This is a genomic window from Micromonospora sp. AMSO31t (assembly GCF_008868175.1).
In the GTDB taxonomy this organism is placed as follows: Bacteria; Actinomycetota; Actinomycetes; order Mycobacteriales; family Micromonosporaceae; genus Micromonospora.
On the sequence record NZ_WBKT01000123.1, the window covers coordinates 1 to 16,979 of the forward strand.

The following is a 16,979-nucleotide window of genomic DNA, read 5'->3' on the forward strand; positions in this document are numbered from 1 at the left end:
GCCCACCGGCGGGCGCGGCACCGAGCTGGCGGCCCGCCTGCCCGCCGGTGGGCAGTCGATGCTGCCGGGGCTGGCCGCCCACCTGGTCGGCGACGATCCCGGCCGGTTCCTCCGGCAGGCGCTGCGGGAGACGAAGCAGCTCGTGGAGACCGGGGAGGTGCTGCGGGCGGACCGCTCCCGGCTGGAGCGGCCGGGCTGAACGGACCCTCCTCGCCCCGTGATCCGGGCGGCCGCCGGTGGCACACTCGGCGGATGCGCGAAGACCGCCCGTACGATCTCGTCCTCTTCGGCGCCACCGGTTTCACCGGTGGCCTCACCGCCGAGTACCTGGCCCGGCACGCCCCGGACGGGCTGCGCTGGGCGCTGGCCGGCCGCAACCCGGACAAGCTGGCCGGGGTACGCGACCGGCTGGCCGCCATCGACGCGGGCCTGGCCGGGCTGCCCCTGCTCACCGCCGACGTCACCGACCCGGCGTCGCTGCGTGCCGTGGCGGAGAGCGCCCGGGTGGTCGCCAGCACCGTCGGCCCGTACGTCCACCACGGCGAGCCGCTGGTCGCGGCCTGCGCCGCGGCCGGCACCGACTACCTCGACATCACCGGCGAGCCGGAGTTCGTCGACCTCATGTACGTGCGGCACCACACCGAGGCGGTGCGCACCGGGGCACGGCTCGTGCACGCCTGCGGCTTCGACTCGATCCCGCACGACCTGGGCGCCTGGTTCACCGTCAAGCAGCTGCCGACCGACGGGCCGGTCACCGTGGACGGCTACGTCCGGGCCGGCGGGCGGTTCTCGGCCGGCACGTACCACTCGGCGCTGACCGCGTTCTCCCGCACGGGCGAGATGAGCCGGGCCGCGAAGGCACGCCGGGCGGTCGAGCCACGCCCGGACGGCCGGCGGGTCCGGGCGGTGCCCGGCCGGGTCGGCCGGGTGAAGGAGTTCGGGCAGTGGGCGGTGCCGCTGCCCACCATCGACCCGCAGGTGGTCCGCCGGTCGGCGGCGGCCCGCCCGGAGTACGGCCCGGACTTCCGCTACCGCCACTTCGCCGCCGTGAAGCGGCTGCCCACCGTGCTGGCCGCCGGGGTGGGCCTGGCCGGCGTGGTCGGGCTGGTGAAGCTGCCGCCGACCCGGCGCTGGCTGCTCGGCCGGCTGTCCTCCGGCCAGGGACCGAGCGCCGCCCAGCGGGCGAAGTCGTGGTTCCGGGTCCGGTTCGTCGGCACCGGCGGCGGCCGGACCGTACGCACCGAGGTGGCCGGCGGCGACCCCGGCTACGACGAGACCGCCAAGATGCTCGCCGAGTCGGCGCTCTGCCTGGCCCTCGACGACCTGCCTCCGACCGCCGGGCAGGTGACCCCGGTGACCGCGATGGGCGACGCCCTGCTCGACCGGCTGGTCCGGGCCGGGATCACGTTCCGGGTGCTGGCCGCTTGACCCTCGACCGGGTCGAGGGCCCAGGATCCGGCGTCGTGGAGAGCGAACTGCGCAGCATCGGCGAGCTGGCCCGGGCCAGCGGGTTGACGGTGAGCGCGCTGCGGTTCTACGACCGGTCCGGCGTGCTCGTGCCGGCGCTGGTGGACCCGGCGACCGGCTACCGCTGGTACACCGACGACCAGGTGGCCCCGGCCCGCCTCGTCGCCGGGCTGCGCCGGGTCGGCATGCCGCTGGCCGGGATCGCCGAGGCGCTGCGGCACCGGCACCGGCCGGCCGTGGTGCACCGGCTGCTGGACGCGCACCTGCGCCGCTTGGAGGACGGCCTCGCCGACGCCCGCCGTGAGCTCTCCCGGATCCGCACCCTCATCGATCCGGAGGAGACGACCATGACCACCACCCGACTCGTGCTGTCCCGCGCCGACCTGGCCGCCGCCGTGGACGCCGTGCGGTTCGCCGTCGGCGCCGACCCGGAGCTGCCGGTGCTCTCCGCCGTGCTGCTGGAGGTCGAACCCGACGGCGTCCGGCTGGTCGCCACCGACCGGCACCGGCTCGCCGTGGCCCGGGCCGGCGGGAAGGTCGACGGCCCGCCCGTCCACGCGCTGCTGCCCGTGGACGCGGTCGACGAGCTGCGCGCCCTGCTCGACACCGGCGCCGGGACCACCCCGGAGGCGCACCTCACGGTGGCCCCGGACCGGGTGGAGGTCGCGGTGGCCGGCCGGCCGGTGACCGCCGCCGCGCTCCCGTACGACTTCCCGGACTACCGGCGGCTGCTGCACGGGCAGGTCGGCGGCGCGCCCAGCCACCGGATCCCGGTCAACGTGGGGGCGCTGCGGCGGGCGCTCACGGCCGAGGGCGCTCCGGTGCTGCTCCGCGAGTACGCGGGGGTCGACCACGAGGTGGTCGTGCTGGGCCTGGACGACCGGGGTGGGCTGTGCGTGCTCGGGCCCGACGCCCCGGACGGCCTCCGGGTGGGCGTGAACCGGGAGTACCTGCTCGACGCCCTGGACGCCGGCGGTCGGGGCCAGCTCGTGCTGGAGCTGGACGGCCCGATCGCCCCGCTGGCCGTGCGCCGCCCCGACGACGGGGACGCGTTCTCCATCCTCATGCCGGTCCGCCTCTGAGGCGGACCGTGCCGGTCCGCCCTCCCACGCGCCTCGTGCCGGTCCGCACTCCGGGACGCTGATCGCCGCGCGGCGGGCGGCGGCCGGCCGCGAGGTCGGGCCGATCCGCTGCTCAGGGTGCCTGTGTCGAGTGTCGGGTCCACGTCCGCCGTGCGACAGTGGCCGGGAGGCCGGCCGTCCGCGGGCACCGGCCGGGACGGACAGGCGCGGGGAGGAACCGTCAGTGGGCACGACGAGCAGGGCGGACGTGGCGCGGCAGCAGGAGATCAACGGGCGGGTCAGCACCCTGCTCCAGCACGCGGCGTCGGTGATGGTCGTCCGGAAGGCGGACTGCCTGGCGCCGTTCGACCTCACCGTGACCCAGTACACCGCGATGCTGATGCTGCGCTGCAATCCCGGGTCGTCGAGCGCCCAACTCGCCCGCCTCTGCCGGGTCACGCCCCAGTCGATGAGCGTCGTGACCGCCGCCCTGGAGAAGCGCGGGCTGGCCCAGCGGACTCCCGCGGCGATCCACCCGCGGGTCATGGCGCTGACCCTGACCCGTCGGGGCGCCGCCCTGCTGGCCCGGGCCGACCTCGCCGCCCGTGAGGTCGACGCCCGCTACGAGGAGGAGTTCACCGGGGACGAACTGACCGCGCTGCGGCACCTGCTGGAGCGTGCCCGCCGGGTGCTCGACGACCCCGGGAAGTCCGCGCGGACGCCGTCCGACGAGTGACTTCCGATGGTCCGCGGCGCGCCACCGCGGAAATGTTAGGCGCGTCACTCGACCTCGTCCGGAAGTAGTGAAAACAGCGGATTCATAATTTTGTCCGTTAGTCGACGGCGGACGCGAAAGGGTGCCGCGAGAAGGCGGCTGCCTGTCACATTTACGCAACCTCGTTGACTGATTCGGCGAGGCCGAACAGAGCACGCCTCGCCCGCCGTGCCGCCCGCCGGAGCGCGTACCAGCCCGCCGACCTGCCGATCCGCGCCCGCTCCCCCGGCCGCCGACGGAGGCGGCGGCCGGCAGTAACGCCAGCCGGGAAATTTGCGTCGTCAGTTGTCCCGGCGGCTCGACACGAGCCGGCGATATCGTGCGAGGCGTTGCTCCATCGCATATGTGCGCTTCGTTCAATCATTCACCGCCGAGATGTCGACGACCTGACATTGCGTTTCCCCGTCCGTCCCGAGCAATTGATGTAGTGTGATTCGTGATCAGGATCCTGAGCGTGATCAGTTGACTGAGACGGGGGAGGACCTGTGTCGATGGATGAGGTCGCCATGGTGACGGATGACGAGGGTCGCTCGTGGCCGGTCAGGCAGGCGCAGCGCGCGGCCTTCGTGCTGGCCGACGACGACCGCGAGTGCCTGCGGGCGGTGGCGCGGGGGGTCGCCGCCCGGCACGCGAGCCGACCCTCGGGTCTGCACCTGGACGACGACGACCTGATGGTCGACTGCAAGTTGCGGATGCTGCGGGAGGGTCCGGAAGCGCTGGTGCGCGCACTCACCCAGTTCCGCTACCGCAGCAACCCCGACGGGATGCTGCTGCTGCGCAACGTGCCGATCGACGACGTGCTGCCGCCCACTCCCGAGCAGGGCAACTACGACGGTGACTGGCAACGGCTCGAAGTCGCGACGATGACCCAGCTGGCGGTCATGAACATCCTCGGCGACGTGATCTCGTACGCCGACGAGAAGGCGGGCCGGATCATCCAGGACGTCGCGCCCGTGCTCGGCGCCGAGAAGCGGCAGGAGAACACCGGCAGCTGCTTCCTGGAGCTGCACACGGAGGACGGGTTCCACCCGCAGCGGCCACGTTTCATCAGCCTGCTCGCCCTCCGGCCGGATCACGAGCGGGTGGCGCTCACGCTGGCCAGTGGCATCCGCCGCGCGCTCGCCGGGCTGGACGGCGGGACCCGGGAGGTGCTCACCCAGCCGATCTACCGGATCCGGTTGGCCAGCTCCTTCGTCGGCGAGCGGGAGGACGTCTACGCCGGGCCGGTCCCGGTGCTCAGCGGGTCGCCCTTCGACCCGGAGCTGTGCGTCGACTTCCACGCGATGACCACTGAGGACCCGGAGGGCCGGCGCGCGCTGGCCAGCCTGCGCCGGGCGATGCTCACCAACCTGGTCGGCCATGTCCTCGAGGCCGGGGACCTGCTGATCGTCGACAACGACAAGGCGGTGCACGGTCGCACCGGCTTCGCCGCCCGGCACGACGGCCAGGACCGGTGGCTGCGCCGCTCCTTCGCCGTGCCCGACCTGCGCCGGTCGACCGCGGACCGGCTGCCGCGCTCGCACGTGCACCGGCGGATCTTCAAGTCCGGGACCGACCTGTCGCGCGCCGACCGGCGCCCTGCCTACAGCAACGACTAGACAAGGAACACATCACAATGACGACGAGATCGGAACGTCAGGGCCTGCTGCTCGTGGTCGTCGGCGCCTGCTTCCTCATGGTGATGATGGACAACACCATCCTCAACGTGGCGCTGCAGGCCATCCAACGGGACCTGCGGGCCGACAACTCCCAGCTCCAGTGGGCGGTCGACTCCTACATTCTGGTCTACGCCTCGCTGATGTTCACGGCCGGCGTGATCGCCGACCGGTGGGGGCGGCGGCGCACCCTCGCCGTCGGCCTTGCCGTGTTCGCCGTCGCCTCGGCGTTCTCGGCCTTCGCCGACAGCCCGGACGCCCTGATCCTGTGGCGTGCCGTGATGGGCATCGGAGGTGCGGTCGTGCCGCCGGCCACCCTGGCCATCATCAAACACGCGGTACCCGAGGACGAGCACGGCAAGGCCATGGGGATCTGGGCGGCGCTCGGCGGGTTGTCCGTGGCGTTCGGCCCCATCCTCGGCGGCGCACTGCTGGAGCGGTTCTGGTGGGGCTCGGTCTTCCTTATCAACGTGCCGGTGGCGGCCGCCTGCCTGGCGCTGCTGTTCGTCGTGGCCCGGGAATCCCGGTCCACCGCCCGGTTCCACCTCGACCTGCCGGGTCTGCTGCTGTCCACCGCCGCGATCGCGGCGATCGTCTACGGGGTCATCCGGGCCGGCGAGGACAACGACTGGTTCGCGCCGGCGTCCGCCGGGATGGTGGCGCTCGGCCTCGCGCTGACCGTCGTGCTGATCCTGGTGGAGCGGCGCACCGCCCACCCGGTGCTCGACGTGAGCCTGTTCCGCAGCGCGCCGTTCGCGGGCGGCACCACCGCCGTGTCGCTCGCGTTCTTCGCCCTCACGGGCGGGACGTTCCTGCTGGTCTTCTACGTGCAGCTGGTGCTCGACCACACTCCGCTGGAGCTGGGCCTGATCCTGTTGCCGGTCGCGGTGGGCAGCGTGCTGTCGGCCGTCACCAGCGCCGGGATGGTGCGGCGCTACGGTTTCCGGCTCACCGTGAGCGGGGGCCTGGTGCTGCTGGCGGTGTCGTTCGGCGGCCTGCTCCTCGCCACCGCCACGTCACCGCTCTGGCGCCTGGAGGTGAGTCTCCTGGTGGCCGGCCTCGGCATGGGCTTCGTCATGGGCGCCACGACCACGCTGGCGATGTCCGCCGTGCCCACCCAGAAGGCGGGAGTCGGCGGCGCGGTGAACAACACGGTCCGGCAGGTCGGCGCGGCGCTCGGTGTCGCCGTGATGGGCTCGGTGCTGTCGATGGCCTACCGCGACCGGGCCGCCGAGGTCCTCGACGCGCTGCCGCCGGGGCAACGCGAGCGCGCCGGGGATTCCCTCGGGGCGACGCTGTTCGCCCTCGGCGGTCGGTCCCCGGCGGGCGGTGCGCCCGGCCCGGAGGCGCTGGCGCTGGCGGACCGCGCGCGGGACGCGTTCGTGGACGCGATGCACGTGACCCTCGGGGTGGGCATCGCGGTGCTGCTCGTCGGCGCGCTGCTGGTGCTCGTCTGGGTTCCCTCGCGGCTCACGCCGCGGCCGGCGCCGCACGACCTGCCGATGGATTCCGCACTGACCGGGGAGACGCGATGACCGGGGCGGTGGTCGACCAGGACGTCAGCTCGCCGGAGTCGGCGCGGGCCCTGTCGCCCGAGGAGTTCCAGCGCATCTTCGTCGACCGCAACCGGGGTGTCGTGGACGCGGCGGACCAGGCTCGGATCTCCGCCGCCCGGATCCTCGTGGCCGGCTGCGGGTCGATCGGCGGCGCCGCCGTGGAGCCGCTGGTACGCCTCGGCTTCCGGTCGCTGGCGCTGGCCGACCCGGGCAGTTACGAGTTGACGAACCTCAACCGGCAGAACGCCACGGTCGACGACCTGGGCCGCAACAAGGCGGCCGTGGCGGCGGACCGCGCCCGGGCGATCAACCCGCACGTGGTGGTCGACGTGGCCCAGGACGGGGTCACCGAGCAGACGGTGGACGCGCTCCTGGCCGGCGTCGACGTGGTCATCGACGGCGTCGACGTGACCACCCGCTCGGGGCTCACGGCGAAGGGCCTGCTGCACGAGCGGGTCCGGGCCCGCGGCCTGCCGCTGATGACCGGATGGGACATGTCGGGCACGCAGTACGTCCGGGTCTACGACTACCGGCGGGAGCAGCGGCTCTTCGGGGGTGCGGTGACCCGGCAACAGCTCGACGAGATGCCGTTGTGGGAGCTGCTCGCCCGACTGGTGCCCGCTCGCAAGGTGCCGCGGGACCTGGTCGGCCTGATCCGGCGCGGCCTGCATCGGGAGGAGTTCACCTTCCCGCAGTTGGTGCAGGCGGCCGACATGTTCGGCGTCCTGGCGGCGACGCTCACCCTCCGCCTCGTGACCGGGCGACCGGTGCCCTCGTCGGCGACGGTCGACGTCCACCGTCTCGCCATGCCGTCCGGCGAGCGGCGGTGGGATCGGCTCCGCCAGCCGGTCGAGGTGGCCGGCCTGCTGCTCGCCATGACCCGCGGAGCCCGTCGCCGCCACTGAGCCGCCCGGCGCCCGTGCATCGCCCCCCTCCGGGGGCGAACGCTCCACTGCCGCCCTCTTCGGGGCAGCGCTCCATCGCCCCCTTCCGGGGCAAATATATCGATGTTCATCGATTCTAGGGGAGGAATCGCCATGTCCGTCTACCCAGACTCGTCCACCGCCTACGCGGTCTTCGGCGAGCTGTTCACGATTCTCACCGCCGACGAGGAGTTCACCGAGCGGCTGCGGGACGCCGACCTGACCCTCCGCCTGGTGCAGACCAAGCCGGACTGCGTCATCCACGTCACGCCGGACCAGGTCCGTCTCGGCGACGACGCCCCGGAGGACGCCTCCGTGACCATCAAGATGAGCTGCGACACCGCCCACCGGCTGTGGTCGGGCACCCTGCTGATGCCTGCGGCCGTCGCCCTGGGCAAGGTGCGCATCAAGGGCAAGGTGGCCAAGGTCCTCGAACTGGTGCCGATCCTGCAGCCCGCCTTCGACCGCTACCCGCAGCTCGTCGCGGCGCAGGGCCTCGTGGACGGGGCCGCGAAATGACGGCGACCACCGTGCGGGCGGAGCCCGCCGAGACGGACCTGAACTTCGACCAGATCCCCCGGTCGGTGCAGCGGTTCGTGGACGAGGTCCGCGATTTCGCCCAGGGGGTTCTCGCGCCGCGCGCCGTGCGACTCGACCAGCAGGCCGCCGAGGAGTTCGACTGGGAGGTCATCCAGGCCGGGCACGACATCGGGCTGACGCGCGCGCTGCTTCCCCGCGAGTTGGGCGGGCTGGGGGTCGGGGTGCTCGGCCTCGCCATGGCCATGGAGGAGCTGGCCGCGGCCGACCCGGGCATCGCCCTGGCGTTCGGGGCCACCATGCTCGGTCAGACCCCCGTCCTGCTCACCGGCGACCCCGACCTGCAGCAGCGCTACCTGTCCGACTTCGCCGGGCCGCGGGCGGTCCTGGCCTGCAACGCGGTCGCCGAGGAGGAGGCGGGCAGCGACCTGGTCATCCCGCAGCACTTCCCGGACGCCCGGATGCGCACGACGCTGCGCCGTGACGGGGACGGCTACCGGCTCAACGGTCACAAGCGGTTCATCACCAACGGCGCTGTGGCGACCTTCTCGGCCGTCTACGCCAACCTCGAAGGTCACCCCGGCGCCACCGGCCTGACCTGCGTCATCGTGCCGCTCGACGCGCCCGGCGTGCGCCGCGGCGACGTGCTGGACAAGATGGGCTACCGCAACTGCCTCGGCAGCGAGCTGTGGTTCGACGACGTCCACGTGCCGGCGCGCGACGTGGTCGGCGGCGAGTGCCAGGGTGCCGCCATCAACGTGGCGCAGGGCAACATGGCCCGGTCCTCCGTCGCCGCGATCTCGACCGGCATCGCCCGGCACGCGCTCGACCTGGCGGTGCACTGGGCCGGCGAGCGCGTGCAGGGCGGCAAGCTGCTCCGCGAACACCAGATGACCGCGCGCCGCCTGGCCGACATGGCCGTCGACGTCGACGCCGCGCGGCTGCTCTACCAGCGTGCCGCCGTCAAGGTCGACACGCAGCTGCCCGCGCCCGAGCGGGAGCCGGCGATGGCGAAGCTCTTCGCCGACCGGGTGGCCGTCGAGACGGCGAGCACCGCCGTCGCGCTCATGGGCTCTCGCGGCTACATGCGGTCCTACGGCCTGGAGAAGGTCCTCCGCGACTCGTTCGGCACCCGGATCTTCGAGGGCACGCCCGAGGCGCTGGCGTTGGCGATCACCGACTGCCTCTACCGGGACGACGACGATGACGACTTCTAAACTCACCGCGCTCCCGGGCGACCAGCACCGGGACGGACCGCTGGACCTCACGTACGCGCGGGCACTGGTCGCCCTGCACCGTTCCCTGCGCTACCCGGACCTTGCGACGACGGTCGGCACGGCCGCGCTCTGCCGGGTCGAGCAGCTGGGCGACGGGCTCACCACCGTGGCGTTCAGCTCCGACGCCGTGGAGGAACGCCACCTGCGGGCCGTGTTCGGGTTCCGGCTGGCCGAGTTCATCGACCTGTCGATGATGAGTTCGCGCACCGCGCGGGAGACCGCGTTGCTGGCGGAGCCGCCGGACTCGACGGTCGTCCACACCGTGTGCCTGGACGCCGACGGCCGGATCCTCGGCTACGTCGGCCTGCTCGGCTCCCGGGACGTGCTGCCGCGACGGCTGGACGACCCGGCCCGGAGCCGCTTCCCGGTCGAGGCCGCCCACGGCGTGGACCTGCTCGCCCCGTTCGCCGAGCGGGGGCTGACCACCCAGCAGGTCTTCGAGATCAAGCGGTTCGTGCGGGCCGGGGACGTGCCCGCCGGCCAGCTGCGGGACCGGGTGCCCTGGCACCTGATCCTCGCGTTGGGCCGGTCGGTGCTGGCGATGGGCCGGCCCCTGCTCATCGGCGACAGCCGCGAGAACGGCGCCCTGCGCCACCTCCGGCTCATCGGGTTCGATCCGCTGGTCATCCCGGACACGAGGCCCCGGCTGCCGCACACGTCGCTGATGTGGTCGAGCTACCTGGTGCCGGTGCCGGCGGTGCCGTTCGCCAGCCTGGTGCCGGAGGACCTCGGTACCTATCTCGACGCCATCGAGGAAGGGCTCGCCGGCGGCCACGACGAGTCCTGGCAACGAGGGCTGGTGGCGCGACTGTCCGCCAGCCGGCGCGGTCGCCGCCAGGCCGAGTCGGGGGAGGTGGTCTCGTGACCGCGCTGCACGAACTGTCCGCGATCGAGTGCGCCCGGCTGATCCGGACCGGGTCGGTGACGTCGGTCGAGGTGACCGCGCACCACCTGGACCGGGTCCGGCGGCTGGACCCGCAGCTGGGCGCCTTCGTGACGGTCACCGGGGACCTCGCGCTCCGGCAGGCCGAGGAGGCCGACGCGGTGCTCCGCGCGGTGGGTCCGGGCAACGTCGGCGCACTGCACGGGGTGCCGATCGCGCTGAAGGACAACCTCGACGTCGAGGACGTGCTCACCGGGTGGGGCTCGGCGGAGCGGGACGACGAGGCGGTGGGCGACGACAACGTGGTGGCCCGCTTACGTCGGGCGCACCTGCCCATCCTGGGCAAGACGCACCTGCCCGAGTTCGCCCTGCCCTGCTACACCGAGAATCTCGTGGGCGGGGACACGGCGAACCCGTGGCGGTCCGCCTTCTCGCCGGGCGGCTCCAGCGGCGGTTCGGCCGCGGCGGTCAGCGCGGGCCTGGCGCCGCTGGCGCTCGGCACCGACGCGGGCGGCTCGGTGCGCATCCCGGCCTCCTGCTGCGGCCTCGTGGGGGTGCGCCCCAGCAACGGCGCCGTGAGCAGCGGGCCCTCGGACCCCGCGCCCACCGGCCTGTCCGTGCCGGGCGTGCTGGCCCGGAACGCGCTGGACGCGTCCGCCCTGCTGGACGTGATCGCCGGCGCCATGGCGGGTGACCTGACCACCGCTCGGTCGTGGCGCGACCCGGGGCGGCGTCTGCGGATCGGGTTGACCACCGACCCGATGGTGCCGGACCTGGCGGTGGCGGAGGAGTGCGCGGCCGCCGCGGAGAAGCTGGCCGTGAGCCTGCAGGAGTCCGGGCACGAGCTGGTCCGGGTCGACCTGGGCCAGGACGTGGCGGTGGCCGCGGCCTTCCGGGACGTGTGGTCGGTGGTCGCCACCTCCTTCGAGGTCGACGACGAGGGCAACCTCGCCCCGTTCACCCGCTGGCTGCGCGAGCAGGGGCGGGGGGTGAGCGGCGCACGCCTGCACGAGTGCCTGACCCTGTTCCGCGGCGTGGCCCGGATGCTGGAGGACATGGTCTTCGGCACGGTGGACCTGCTGGTCACACCCACGCTCGGGCTGCCACCGCAGGTGCGCGGGGCGTTTCGCCGCGTACGCGACGAGGAGGAGAACTTCCAGGCCATGACGCGGTTCATGCCGTTCACGCCGATGTACAACATCGCCGGGATGCCGGCGGTCAGCGTGCCGGTCAGCGTGGTGGACGGGCTGCCCGTCGGCGCGATGCTCGGCGGCCCGTACGGCAGCGAGCGCCGGATCCTGCGTGAGGTGGCCGAGGTGCAGGCCCGGGCGGGCGCCACGACCGGGCTCGCACCGGGGTGGGCGTGACGGGGCCGGTGGCCGGCGGGGCCGTGCTGCTGCACGGGTTCGCCGGCTCCCCGTCGAGCATGCACCCCTTCGCCCGGGCACTGGCGCCGCACCTGCGCCGGGTGGCGGTGCCGGTGCTCCGGGGCCATGACACCCGCTGGTCGGATCTGCGGGCGGTGAGCTGGCGGGACTGGTGCGACGACGCGCGTGCCGCCGTCGACGACGTGGCGGCGGCCGGCCCGGTGGCCGTCATCGGTCTCTCCATGGGCGGAGCGTTGGCGCTCCGGCTGGCGGCCATGCATCCCGCCGTGAGTCACGTCGTCCTGGTCAATCCGTCGATCACGATGAAGAATCCCCTGCTGCCGTTGCTGCCGGTGCTCCGGCACGTGGTGCCCAGCATCGCCAACGAGCGGCCGCAGGTGCGGGACCCGTCGGTCCGGTACGCGGGCTACCGCCGCATCCCCCTCGCCGCCGTGCAGCAGATGACCCGGCTGTGGGCGGACGTGCGGCCACGGCTGCCGGCGGTCACGCAGCCGGTCAGGGTGTTCCGTTCGCTGGCCGACGGGCCGGCCGGCCTGCGTTCGGTGGAGGTGATCCGGCAAGGGGTCCGCTCCGCGGACCTGGTGGAGGTTCCGCTCGCCCGGAGCGGGCACGTCGCGACCCTGGACCACGACGCCGAGCTGATCTTCGCGCACTCCACGGCGTTCCTCACCGGCCGCCCCGCTCCGCCGGCCGTCCGCCCCGGCTGATCCGCCCGACCGGCCGGCCCGGAGACGGCCCGGGCCGGCCTGCGGGCGCGCCCGCAGACCCGCGGGAACGGGCATCCGCCGCCCGGCCCGGGCGCGACGGGCCGCGACGGTAGCATCTGGGGGTCCTACCTGACTGCCTGGACGGAGGCGTACGGAGCAGCATGCTCGACATGGAGTTGATCCGGAAGGATCGCGAGGCGGTGGCGACCGCGCTGGCGAAGCGTCTGGATCCCGCCGAGGTCAACCGGGCGCTGGACGAGATCCAGCGGCTCGACCAGGAACGCCGCGCCCTCATCACGGAGATCGACGCCGAGCGGCAGCGCCGCAAGGCCGAGGCGCGCGCGTACGCGGAGGCGAAGCGGTCCGGCACCACGCCGGAGCCGGTCGCGCCGGAGGCCGAGCGCAAGCAGCTCGCCGAGCTGGAGTCCCAGCTTGACGAGGTGCAGTCCCGGCTGCGCAGCACCATGAGCGAGCTGCCCAACCTGCCCGCCGACGACGTGGTCGCCGGTGGCAAGGAGGCCAACCGGGTCGTGCGCACCTTCGGCGAGCCGCCGGCCGTCGAGAAGGTCCGGGACCACGTGGAGCTGAGCAAGGCTCTCGGCCTGGTCGACCACGAGCGCGGGGTGAAGCTCGGCGGCTCCGGCTTCTGGATGTACACGGGCCTCGGGGCCCGGCTGGAGTGGGCGCTGGTCAACTGGCTGATCGAGCAGAACATCCAGGCCGGCTACGAGTTCCTGCTCCCGCCGCACCTGCTGCTGGACAGCGCCGGCTTCGCGGCCGGCCAGTTCCCGAAGTTCTACGACGACGTCTACCACCTGGACAAGCAGTCCGCCCCGCGCGGCCAGTTCCTGCTGCCCACCGCGGAGACGGCGATCCTCGGCGCGTTCCAGGACGAGATCCTGGAGACCGCGAAGCTGCCGCTGAAGGCGTTCGCCTACACGCCGTGCTACCGCCGGGAGGCGGCCGGCTCGCACTCCGACGAGCGCGGCACGGTGCGCGGCCACCAGTTCAACAAGGTGGAGATCTTCCAGTTCACGCTGCCCGAGCAGTCGGGCGCGGCGCTGGAGGCCATGGTCGGCCACGTCGAGGGCCTGGTCGAGAAGCTGGGCCTGCACTTCCAGACCAGCCTGCTGGCGGCCGGCGACTCCAGCGCCGCCATGAAGAAGACCCTCGACGTCGAGGTCTGGATGCCGAGCACCGGTAAGTACAAGGAGGTGTCGTCGGTCTCCTGGGGCGGCGACTACCAGGCCCGCCGGGCGGCCATCCGCTATCGGGAGCCGGGCGGCAAGCAGACCCGCTTCGTGCACACCCTCAACGGGTCGGCGCTGGCCACCAGCCGGCTGTTCCCGGCCATCCTGGAGCAGTTCCAGCAGGCCGACGGCTCGGTCGTGGTGCCGGAGGTGCTCCGCGACAAGCTCGGCACGGACCGGCTCACCCCGGTCCGCTGACCGCCTGGCGCGCGGCGGGGGTCGGCTCGTCCGGCCCCCGCCGTCGTCTCCACCACAGGCCGGCCGCCAGCAACAGCACCAGCACGGCCGCGAGCAGGGCCGGGCCGGCCGCGTCCACCGCCCGGACCAGGGCCTGCTGCACGCGGGCCGCCGCCACCACGACCGGGTCGCCGAAGGCGTCGTGGCGGCCCCGGGCGAGGCGCACCTCGTACCAGCCGTACCAGGCGACGTAGCCGCCGGCGACCACCAGCACCAGGCCGCTGAGGCGGGGCACCCATGCGCCCGCGCCGCGCAGCCCGGCCACCAGCCGGCCGCGCAGCAGCGCCACGCCGAGCGCGGCCACCCCGACCACCAGGCCCATCCCGATCGCGTACGCGCCGAAGAGCGCCAGCCCGCGCAGCGGCGAGCCGGCCCGCAGGCTGGTCACCACGATCGCCAGGAACGGCGCGATGGAGCAGGTCAGCGAGGTCAGCGCGTACGCCGCCCCGAACAGGACCATGGCCGGCCAGGTGCGGGTGAGCCGGGGCGCCCGGGCGAACGGTCGCGGGGTGGGCAGCCGCCGGCCGGCGAGCAGCCAGCAGCCGGCCAGCGCCAGCAGCACGCCGAGGATCACGGTCACCCAGGGCAGGCGGGGGCGCAGCCAGTCGGCCAGCGGTGCGACGGCCAGCCCGAAGGCGCCGAAGACCAGCGCGTACCCGAGGGTCAGCCCGGCCGTGGCGGCGAGCGCGCGGCCGACCGCGCCGCGACCGTCGGCGGGGCCGGCGACGAGCAGCGACAGGTACGCGGGCAGCATGGCGAAGCCGCACGGGTTGACCGCGGCGAGCATGCCCGCGGTCAGCGCGAGCAGCAGCCCGCCGGTCATCCCCGGGCCAGCGCGTCGACCTGCCGGGTGAGGGACTCGCCATCCAGGAAGCCCTGGTGGACGACGCGGCCGTCGCGGTCCACGACCACGAAGGTGCTCTGCTCGACCACCTCGAACCGGCGCCACAGCGCGCCGGACCGGTCGTCGAGCTGCGGGGTGCCGGCCAGCTCGAACTCGCTGACGAACTCCTTCATGGCCTTCTGCTCGCCCAGCCCGGCGACGCCGACGATCGGCACGGTGTCCCGGTATTTCGGGGCGATCTCGGCGACCGTCCAGGCCTGGCTGGCGCAGGTGGCGCACCAGGGCGCCCAGAACCACAGCACCACCGGCTTCCCGGCCAGGGCGGCGGCGGAGAACGCCGTACCGTCGAGGGTCTTCGCCGTGAAGGACAGCGTCTCCGGCACCCGGGCCGGGACCACCGGGGCGGCCGGCGACGCGGACGCGGCCGGCGCGGGGGCCACCGCGCCGACCGGGGTGGCCCGCTCCGGCCCGACCGCGCAGGACGCCGCGCCGGGCAGCGTGGCGGCCAGCAGGGCGGCGGTGACCAGTCGACGGGCGGTACGTAAGCGCATCCGCGTCTCCTCCGGGTTGGGCTACTCGGCCTTGACCAGCCGGAGCGCGAGTTCGGGACAGACCTTGACCGCCTTGAGCGCGCCCTCCCGCAGCCAGGTCGGCACCGGGGTGGCGGGGAAGGCGGGGTAACCGTTGCCGTCGAGCCGGATGAAGTCCGGCACCACGTGGGCGCAGAGACCGTGCCCGTCGCAACGCGACCAGTCGAGGGTGAGCTTGCGCGGGTTGGCGTCGGGCGCGCCGGGCAGCCCCATGACGCCCTTGACCCGCTTGCCGCAGCCCTCGCCGGTGGCGTGCAGCCGCAGGTCCTCGACGAACACCTCCATGGCGGAGAGCGCGAACCGGGCCGTGCCGTCGGGGTGGCTGCACGCCCCGCGCCCCTTCACGTCGCCGGCCGCTGCGCGGACCACCTCGATCGGTGCGCTGCCGGAGACGGCCAGGTCGACGGCGCGGGCCAGGTCGGGCAGGCCCATCTTGCACGGGCCGCACTGCCCGGCGGACTCGCCGGCCAGGTAGCGGACCACCTGGGCGGCCTCGCCGAGCGGGCAGGTGTCCCGGGCCAGCGGCACGATGATGCCGGCGCCCAGGGTGCCGCCGACCGCGGCGAGCCCCTTGCGGGAGACCTCCGCCCGGGCCGCCGCCTCCGGGGTGATCCACTTGCCGTGGTAGCCGCCCATGAGGATGCCCGGCCCGTCGGGCACCTCGCACAGCTCCAGGATCTCCCGCAGCGGGGTGCCGGCCGCGCACTCCACCACGGCCGGCCGCTTCGCCGCCCCGCTGACGGTGAGCAGCACGGTGCCCGGCTCGTCGTCGGTGCCGAGCGCGGCGTACTCGTACGGGCCGATCCGGGCGGCGACCGCGAGCTGGGCGTACGTCTCGGCGTTGGAGAGCAGGGTGGGCAGGTTGTTCACCCCGGAGTCGCTGGACCGCTTCTTGGTGCCCGGCGGGATGTGCGGCAGCCCGTTGATCCCGTTGACCAGGGCGCCGCCCTCGCCGGAGATGAACCGGTGCGGCACGGTGACGATGGTGGTCGGCACCGGCATCCGCCGCTCCTGCAACGCCTCGGTGAGCGAGGGCCGGCCCACGTCGTCGTCGGCCACCCCGATCACGATCTCCTCGGCGTCCAGCGCGTACGCGGCCAGCGCGGCGCCGTCGAGGATGAGGTGCGGGGCCCGGGTGAGCAGCACCTTGTCCTTCCAACTCGCCGGCTCCCCCTCGGTGGCGTTGACCACGACCACGGCGGCGAGGTCCTGCCGCTCGCAGGACTCCAGCACGGCGCGCAGCTTGCGGGCGAACGGGAAGCCGGCCCCGCCCTTGCCCTTGAGGTCGATCGCCTCGGCGAGCCGGAGCAGGGCGGCCGGCTCCACGGGCCCGATGGGGCCGTGCACCTCCTCGTGTGCGAGCAGGTCGAGTCTCCCGAACTCGGCGAAGCCGGCGGTGAGCCGGGGCTCGCCGACGCAGGCCACCGGCGGCACGGTCGTCCGCATCACTTGGCCTCACCCCGCAGCCCGGCCCAGTACGCCCCGTCCACCGCGTCGGCGTTGGCGTTGGCCCGCTTGCGCCGGCTCGCCCGGCTCTCGCCGGAGGCCTTCCGGGCCCGCCGGGAGGCCAGGTCGACCAGGGTCGGGGTGTCGTCGACGAAGGCGTCGTCGGGGGCGTAGCGGGCCGGCGGGCGCCAGTAGTCCGGCTCCTCCGGCAGGTCCTCCTCGACGCTGTGCCGGCCGCTGTCGCTGCGCGGCGCCGACGAGATCGGACCGGCCGAGATCGGGCCGGCCGAGATCGGCTCGCCGGAGACGGGCCGGCTCTCCCAGCGGCGCGGGCTGTCCCACGGCTCCTCCGGCTGGTCGGTCCGGCGGGGCGGGGCCGAGTA

15 protein-coding genes and 2 pseudogenes are annotated in these 16,979 nt (G+C 74.0%); 13 read left to right on the forward strand and 4 right to left on the reverse strand.

Features of this window, described 5'->3' with window-relative positions:
* From F8274_RS22845 to serS, 13 genes and pseudogenes are all read left to right on the forward strand, one after another.
* Positions 1–199, forward strand: a pseudogene (locus tag F8274_RS22845) (hypothetical protein); the annotation flags it as partial.
* A 53-nt stretch (positions 200–252) separates the two neighbouring features.
* A complete protein-coding gene (locus tag F8274_RS22850) occupies positions 253–1,428 on the forward strand; it encodes a trans-acting enoyl reductase family protein (protein WP_151464419.1) in 1,176 nt (391 codons plus the stop codon).
* A gap of 47 nt (positions 1,429–1,475) precedes the next feature.
* Positions 1,476–2,549, forward strand: coding sequence for a MerR family transcriptional regulator (locus F8274_RS22855; protein ID WP_151464432.1), 1,074 nt, complete (start codon positions 1,476–1,478; stop codon positions 2,547–2,549).
* A 223-nt stretch (positions 2,550–2,772) separates the two neighbouring features.
* The gene (locus F8274_RS22860) at positions 2,773–3,264 is read left to right on the forward strand and encodes a MarR family winged helix-turn-helix transcriptional regulator (RefSeq protein ID WP_151464420.1); all 492 of its coding nucleotides are present in this window, start codon (positions 2,773–2,775) and stop codon (positions 3,262–3,264) included.
* A gap of 530 nt (positions 3,265–3,794) precedes the next feature.
* The gene (locus F8274_RS22865; RefSeq protein WP_225853925.1) at positions 3,795–4,901 is read left to right on the forward strand and encodes a TauD/TfdA family dioxygenase; all 1,107 of its coding nucleotides are present in this window, start codon (positions 3,795–3,797) and stop codon (positions 4,899–4,901) included.
* Positions 4,902–4,918: 17 nt separating this feature from the next.
* Complete coding sequence (locus F8274_RS22870) at positions 4,919–6,493, forward strand: MFS transporter (RefSeq protein WP_151464422.1); 1,575 nt, start codon at positions 4,919–4,921, stop codon at positions 6,491–6,493.
* Positions 6,490–7,419: a ThiF family adenylyltransferase gene (locus F8274_RS22875; RefSeq protein ID WP_151464423.1), complete on the forward strand. Its 930-nt coding sequence runs from the start codon at positions 6,490–6,492 to the stop codon at positions 7,417–7,419. Before F8274_RS22870 ends, F8274_RS22875 begins: the two co-directional genes overlap by 4 nt.
* A gap of 132 nt (positions 7,420–7,551) precedes the next feature.
* Positions 7,552–7,956: an SCP2 sterol-binding domain-containing protein gene (locus tag F8274_RS22880; RefSeq protein ID WP_151464424.1), complete on the forward strand. Its 405-nt coding sequence runs from the start codon at positions 7,552–7,554 to the stop codon at positions 7,954–7,956.
* Positions 7,953–9,191 carry an acyl-CoA dehydrogenase family protein gene (locus F8274_RS22885; protein ID WP_151464425.1) on the forward strand — a complete coding sequence of 413 codons (1,239 nt, stop codon included), beginning with the start codon at positions 7,953–7,955 and terminating at the stop codon, positions 9,189–9,191. The genes F8274_RS22880 and F8274_RS22885 overlap by 4 nt, the downstream gene beginning before the upstream one ends.
* The gene (locus F8274_RS31350) at positions 9,178–10,116 is read left to right on the forward strand and encodes a hypothetical protein (protein ID WP_192579939.1); all 939 of its coding nucleotides are present in this window, start codon (positions 9,178–9,180) and stop codon (positions 10,114–10,116) included. Before F8274_RS22885 ends, F8274_RS31350 begins: the two co-directional genes overlap by 14 nt.
* On the forward strand, positions 10,113–11,501 hold the full coding sequence (locus tag F8274_RS22890; RefSeq protein ID WP_192579940.1) for an amidase: 1,389 nt from the start codon (positions 10,113–10,115) through the stop codon (positions 11,499–11,501). Before F8274_RS31350 ends, F8274_RS22890 begins: the two co-directional genes overlap by 4 nt.
* A complete protein-coding gene (locus F8274_RS22895; protein WP_151464427.1) occupies positions 11,498–12,229 on the forward strand; it encodes a carboxylesterase in 732 nt (243 codons plus the stop codon). The genes F8274_RS22890 and F8274_RS22895 overlap by 4 nt, the downstream gene beginning before the upstream one ends.
* 161 nt (positions 12,230–12,390) lie before the next feature.
* Positions 12,391–13,677, forward strand: coding sequence for a serine--tRNA ligase (gene serS, locus F8274_RS22900; RefSeq protein WP_151464428.1), 1,287 nt, complete (start codon positions 12,391–12,393; stop codon positions 13,675–13,677).
* Here the strand turns inward: serS and F8274_RS22905 are convergent.
* From F8274_RS22905 to F8274_RS22920, 4 genes and pseudogenes are all read right to left on the reverse strand, one after another.
* On the reverse strand, positions 13,661–14,539 hold the full coding sequence (locus F8274_RS22905) for a cytochrome c biogenesis CcdA family protein (protein ID WP_151464429.1): 879 nt from the start codon (positions 14,537–14,539) through the stop codon (positions 13,661–13,663). The two genes, serS and F8274_RS22905, sit on opposite strands and share 17 nt — an antisense overlap.
* Positions 14,536–15,111, reverse strand: coding sequence for a redoxin domain-containing protein (locus F8274_RS22910; protein ID WP_151464430.1), 576 nt, complete (start codon positions 15,109–15,111; stop codon positions 14,536–14,538). Before F8274_RS22910 ends, F8274_RS22905 begins: the two co-directional genes overlap by 4 nt.
* A 21-nt stretch (positions 15,112–15,132) precedes the next feature.
* On the reverse strand, positions 15,133–16,599 hold the full coding sequence (locus F8274_RS22915; RefSeq protein WP_151464431.1) for an NADH-quinone oxidoreductase subunit NuoF family protein: 1,467 nt from the start codon (positions 16,597–16,599) through the stop codon (positions 15,133–15,135).
* A pseudogene (locus tag F8274_RS22920) lies at positions 16,596–16,979 on the reverse strand (hypothetical protein); the annotation flags it as partial. The gene F8274_RS22915 and the pseudogene F8274_RS22920, both read right to left, overlap by 4 nt.

What these genes read in the sequence shown, in the direction of transcription:
- F8274_RS22865 (WP_225853925.1), top strand. Translation starts at nt 3,795, where the DNA reads ATGGATGAGGTCGCCATGGTGACGGATGACGAGGGTCGCTCGTGGCCG.
- F8274_RS22905 (WP_151464429.1), bottom strand. Translation starts at nt 14,539, where the DNA reads ATGACCGGCGGGCTGCTGCTCGCGCTGACCGCGGGCATGCTCGCCGCG.
- F8274_RS22910 (WP_151464430.1), bottom strand. Translation starts at nt 15,111, where the DNA reads ATGCGCTTACGTACCGCCCGTCGACTGGTCACCGCCGCCCTGCTGGCC.
- F8274_RS22880 (WP_151464424.1), top strand. Translation starts at nt 7,552, where the DNA reads ATGTCCGTCTACCCAGACTCGTCCACCGCCTACGCGGTCTTCGGCGAG.
- F8274_RS22875 (WP_151464423.1), top strand. Translation starts at nt 6,490, where the DNA reads ATGACCGGGGCGGTGGTCGACCAGGACGTCAGCTCGCCGGAGTCGGCG.
- serS (WP_151464428.1), top strand. Translation starts at nt 12,391, where the DNA reads ATGCTCGACATGGAGTTGATCCGGAAGGATCGCGAGGCGGTGGCGACC.
- F8274_RS22870 (WP_151464422.1), top strand. Translation starts at nt 4,919, where the DNA reads ATGACGACGAGATCGGAACGTCAGGGCCTGCTGCTCGTGGTCGTCGGC.
- F8274_RS22850 (WP_151464419.1), top strand. Translation starts at nt 253, where the DNA reads ATGCGCGAAGACCGCCCGTACGATCTCGTCCTCTTCGGCGCCACCGGT.
- F8274_RS22885 (WP_151464425.1), top strand. Translation starts at nt 7,953, where the DNA reads ATGACGGCGACCACCGTGCGGGCGGAGCCCGCCGAGACGGACCTGAAC.
- F8274_RS31350 (WP_192579939.1), top strand. Translation starts at nt 9,178, where the DNA reads ATGACGACTTCTAAACTCACCGCGCTCCCGGGCGACCAGCACCGGGAC.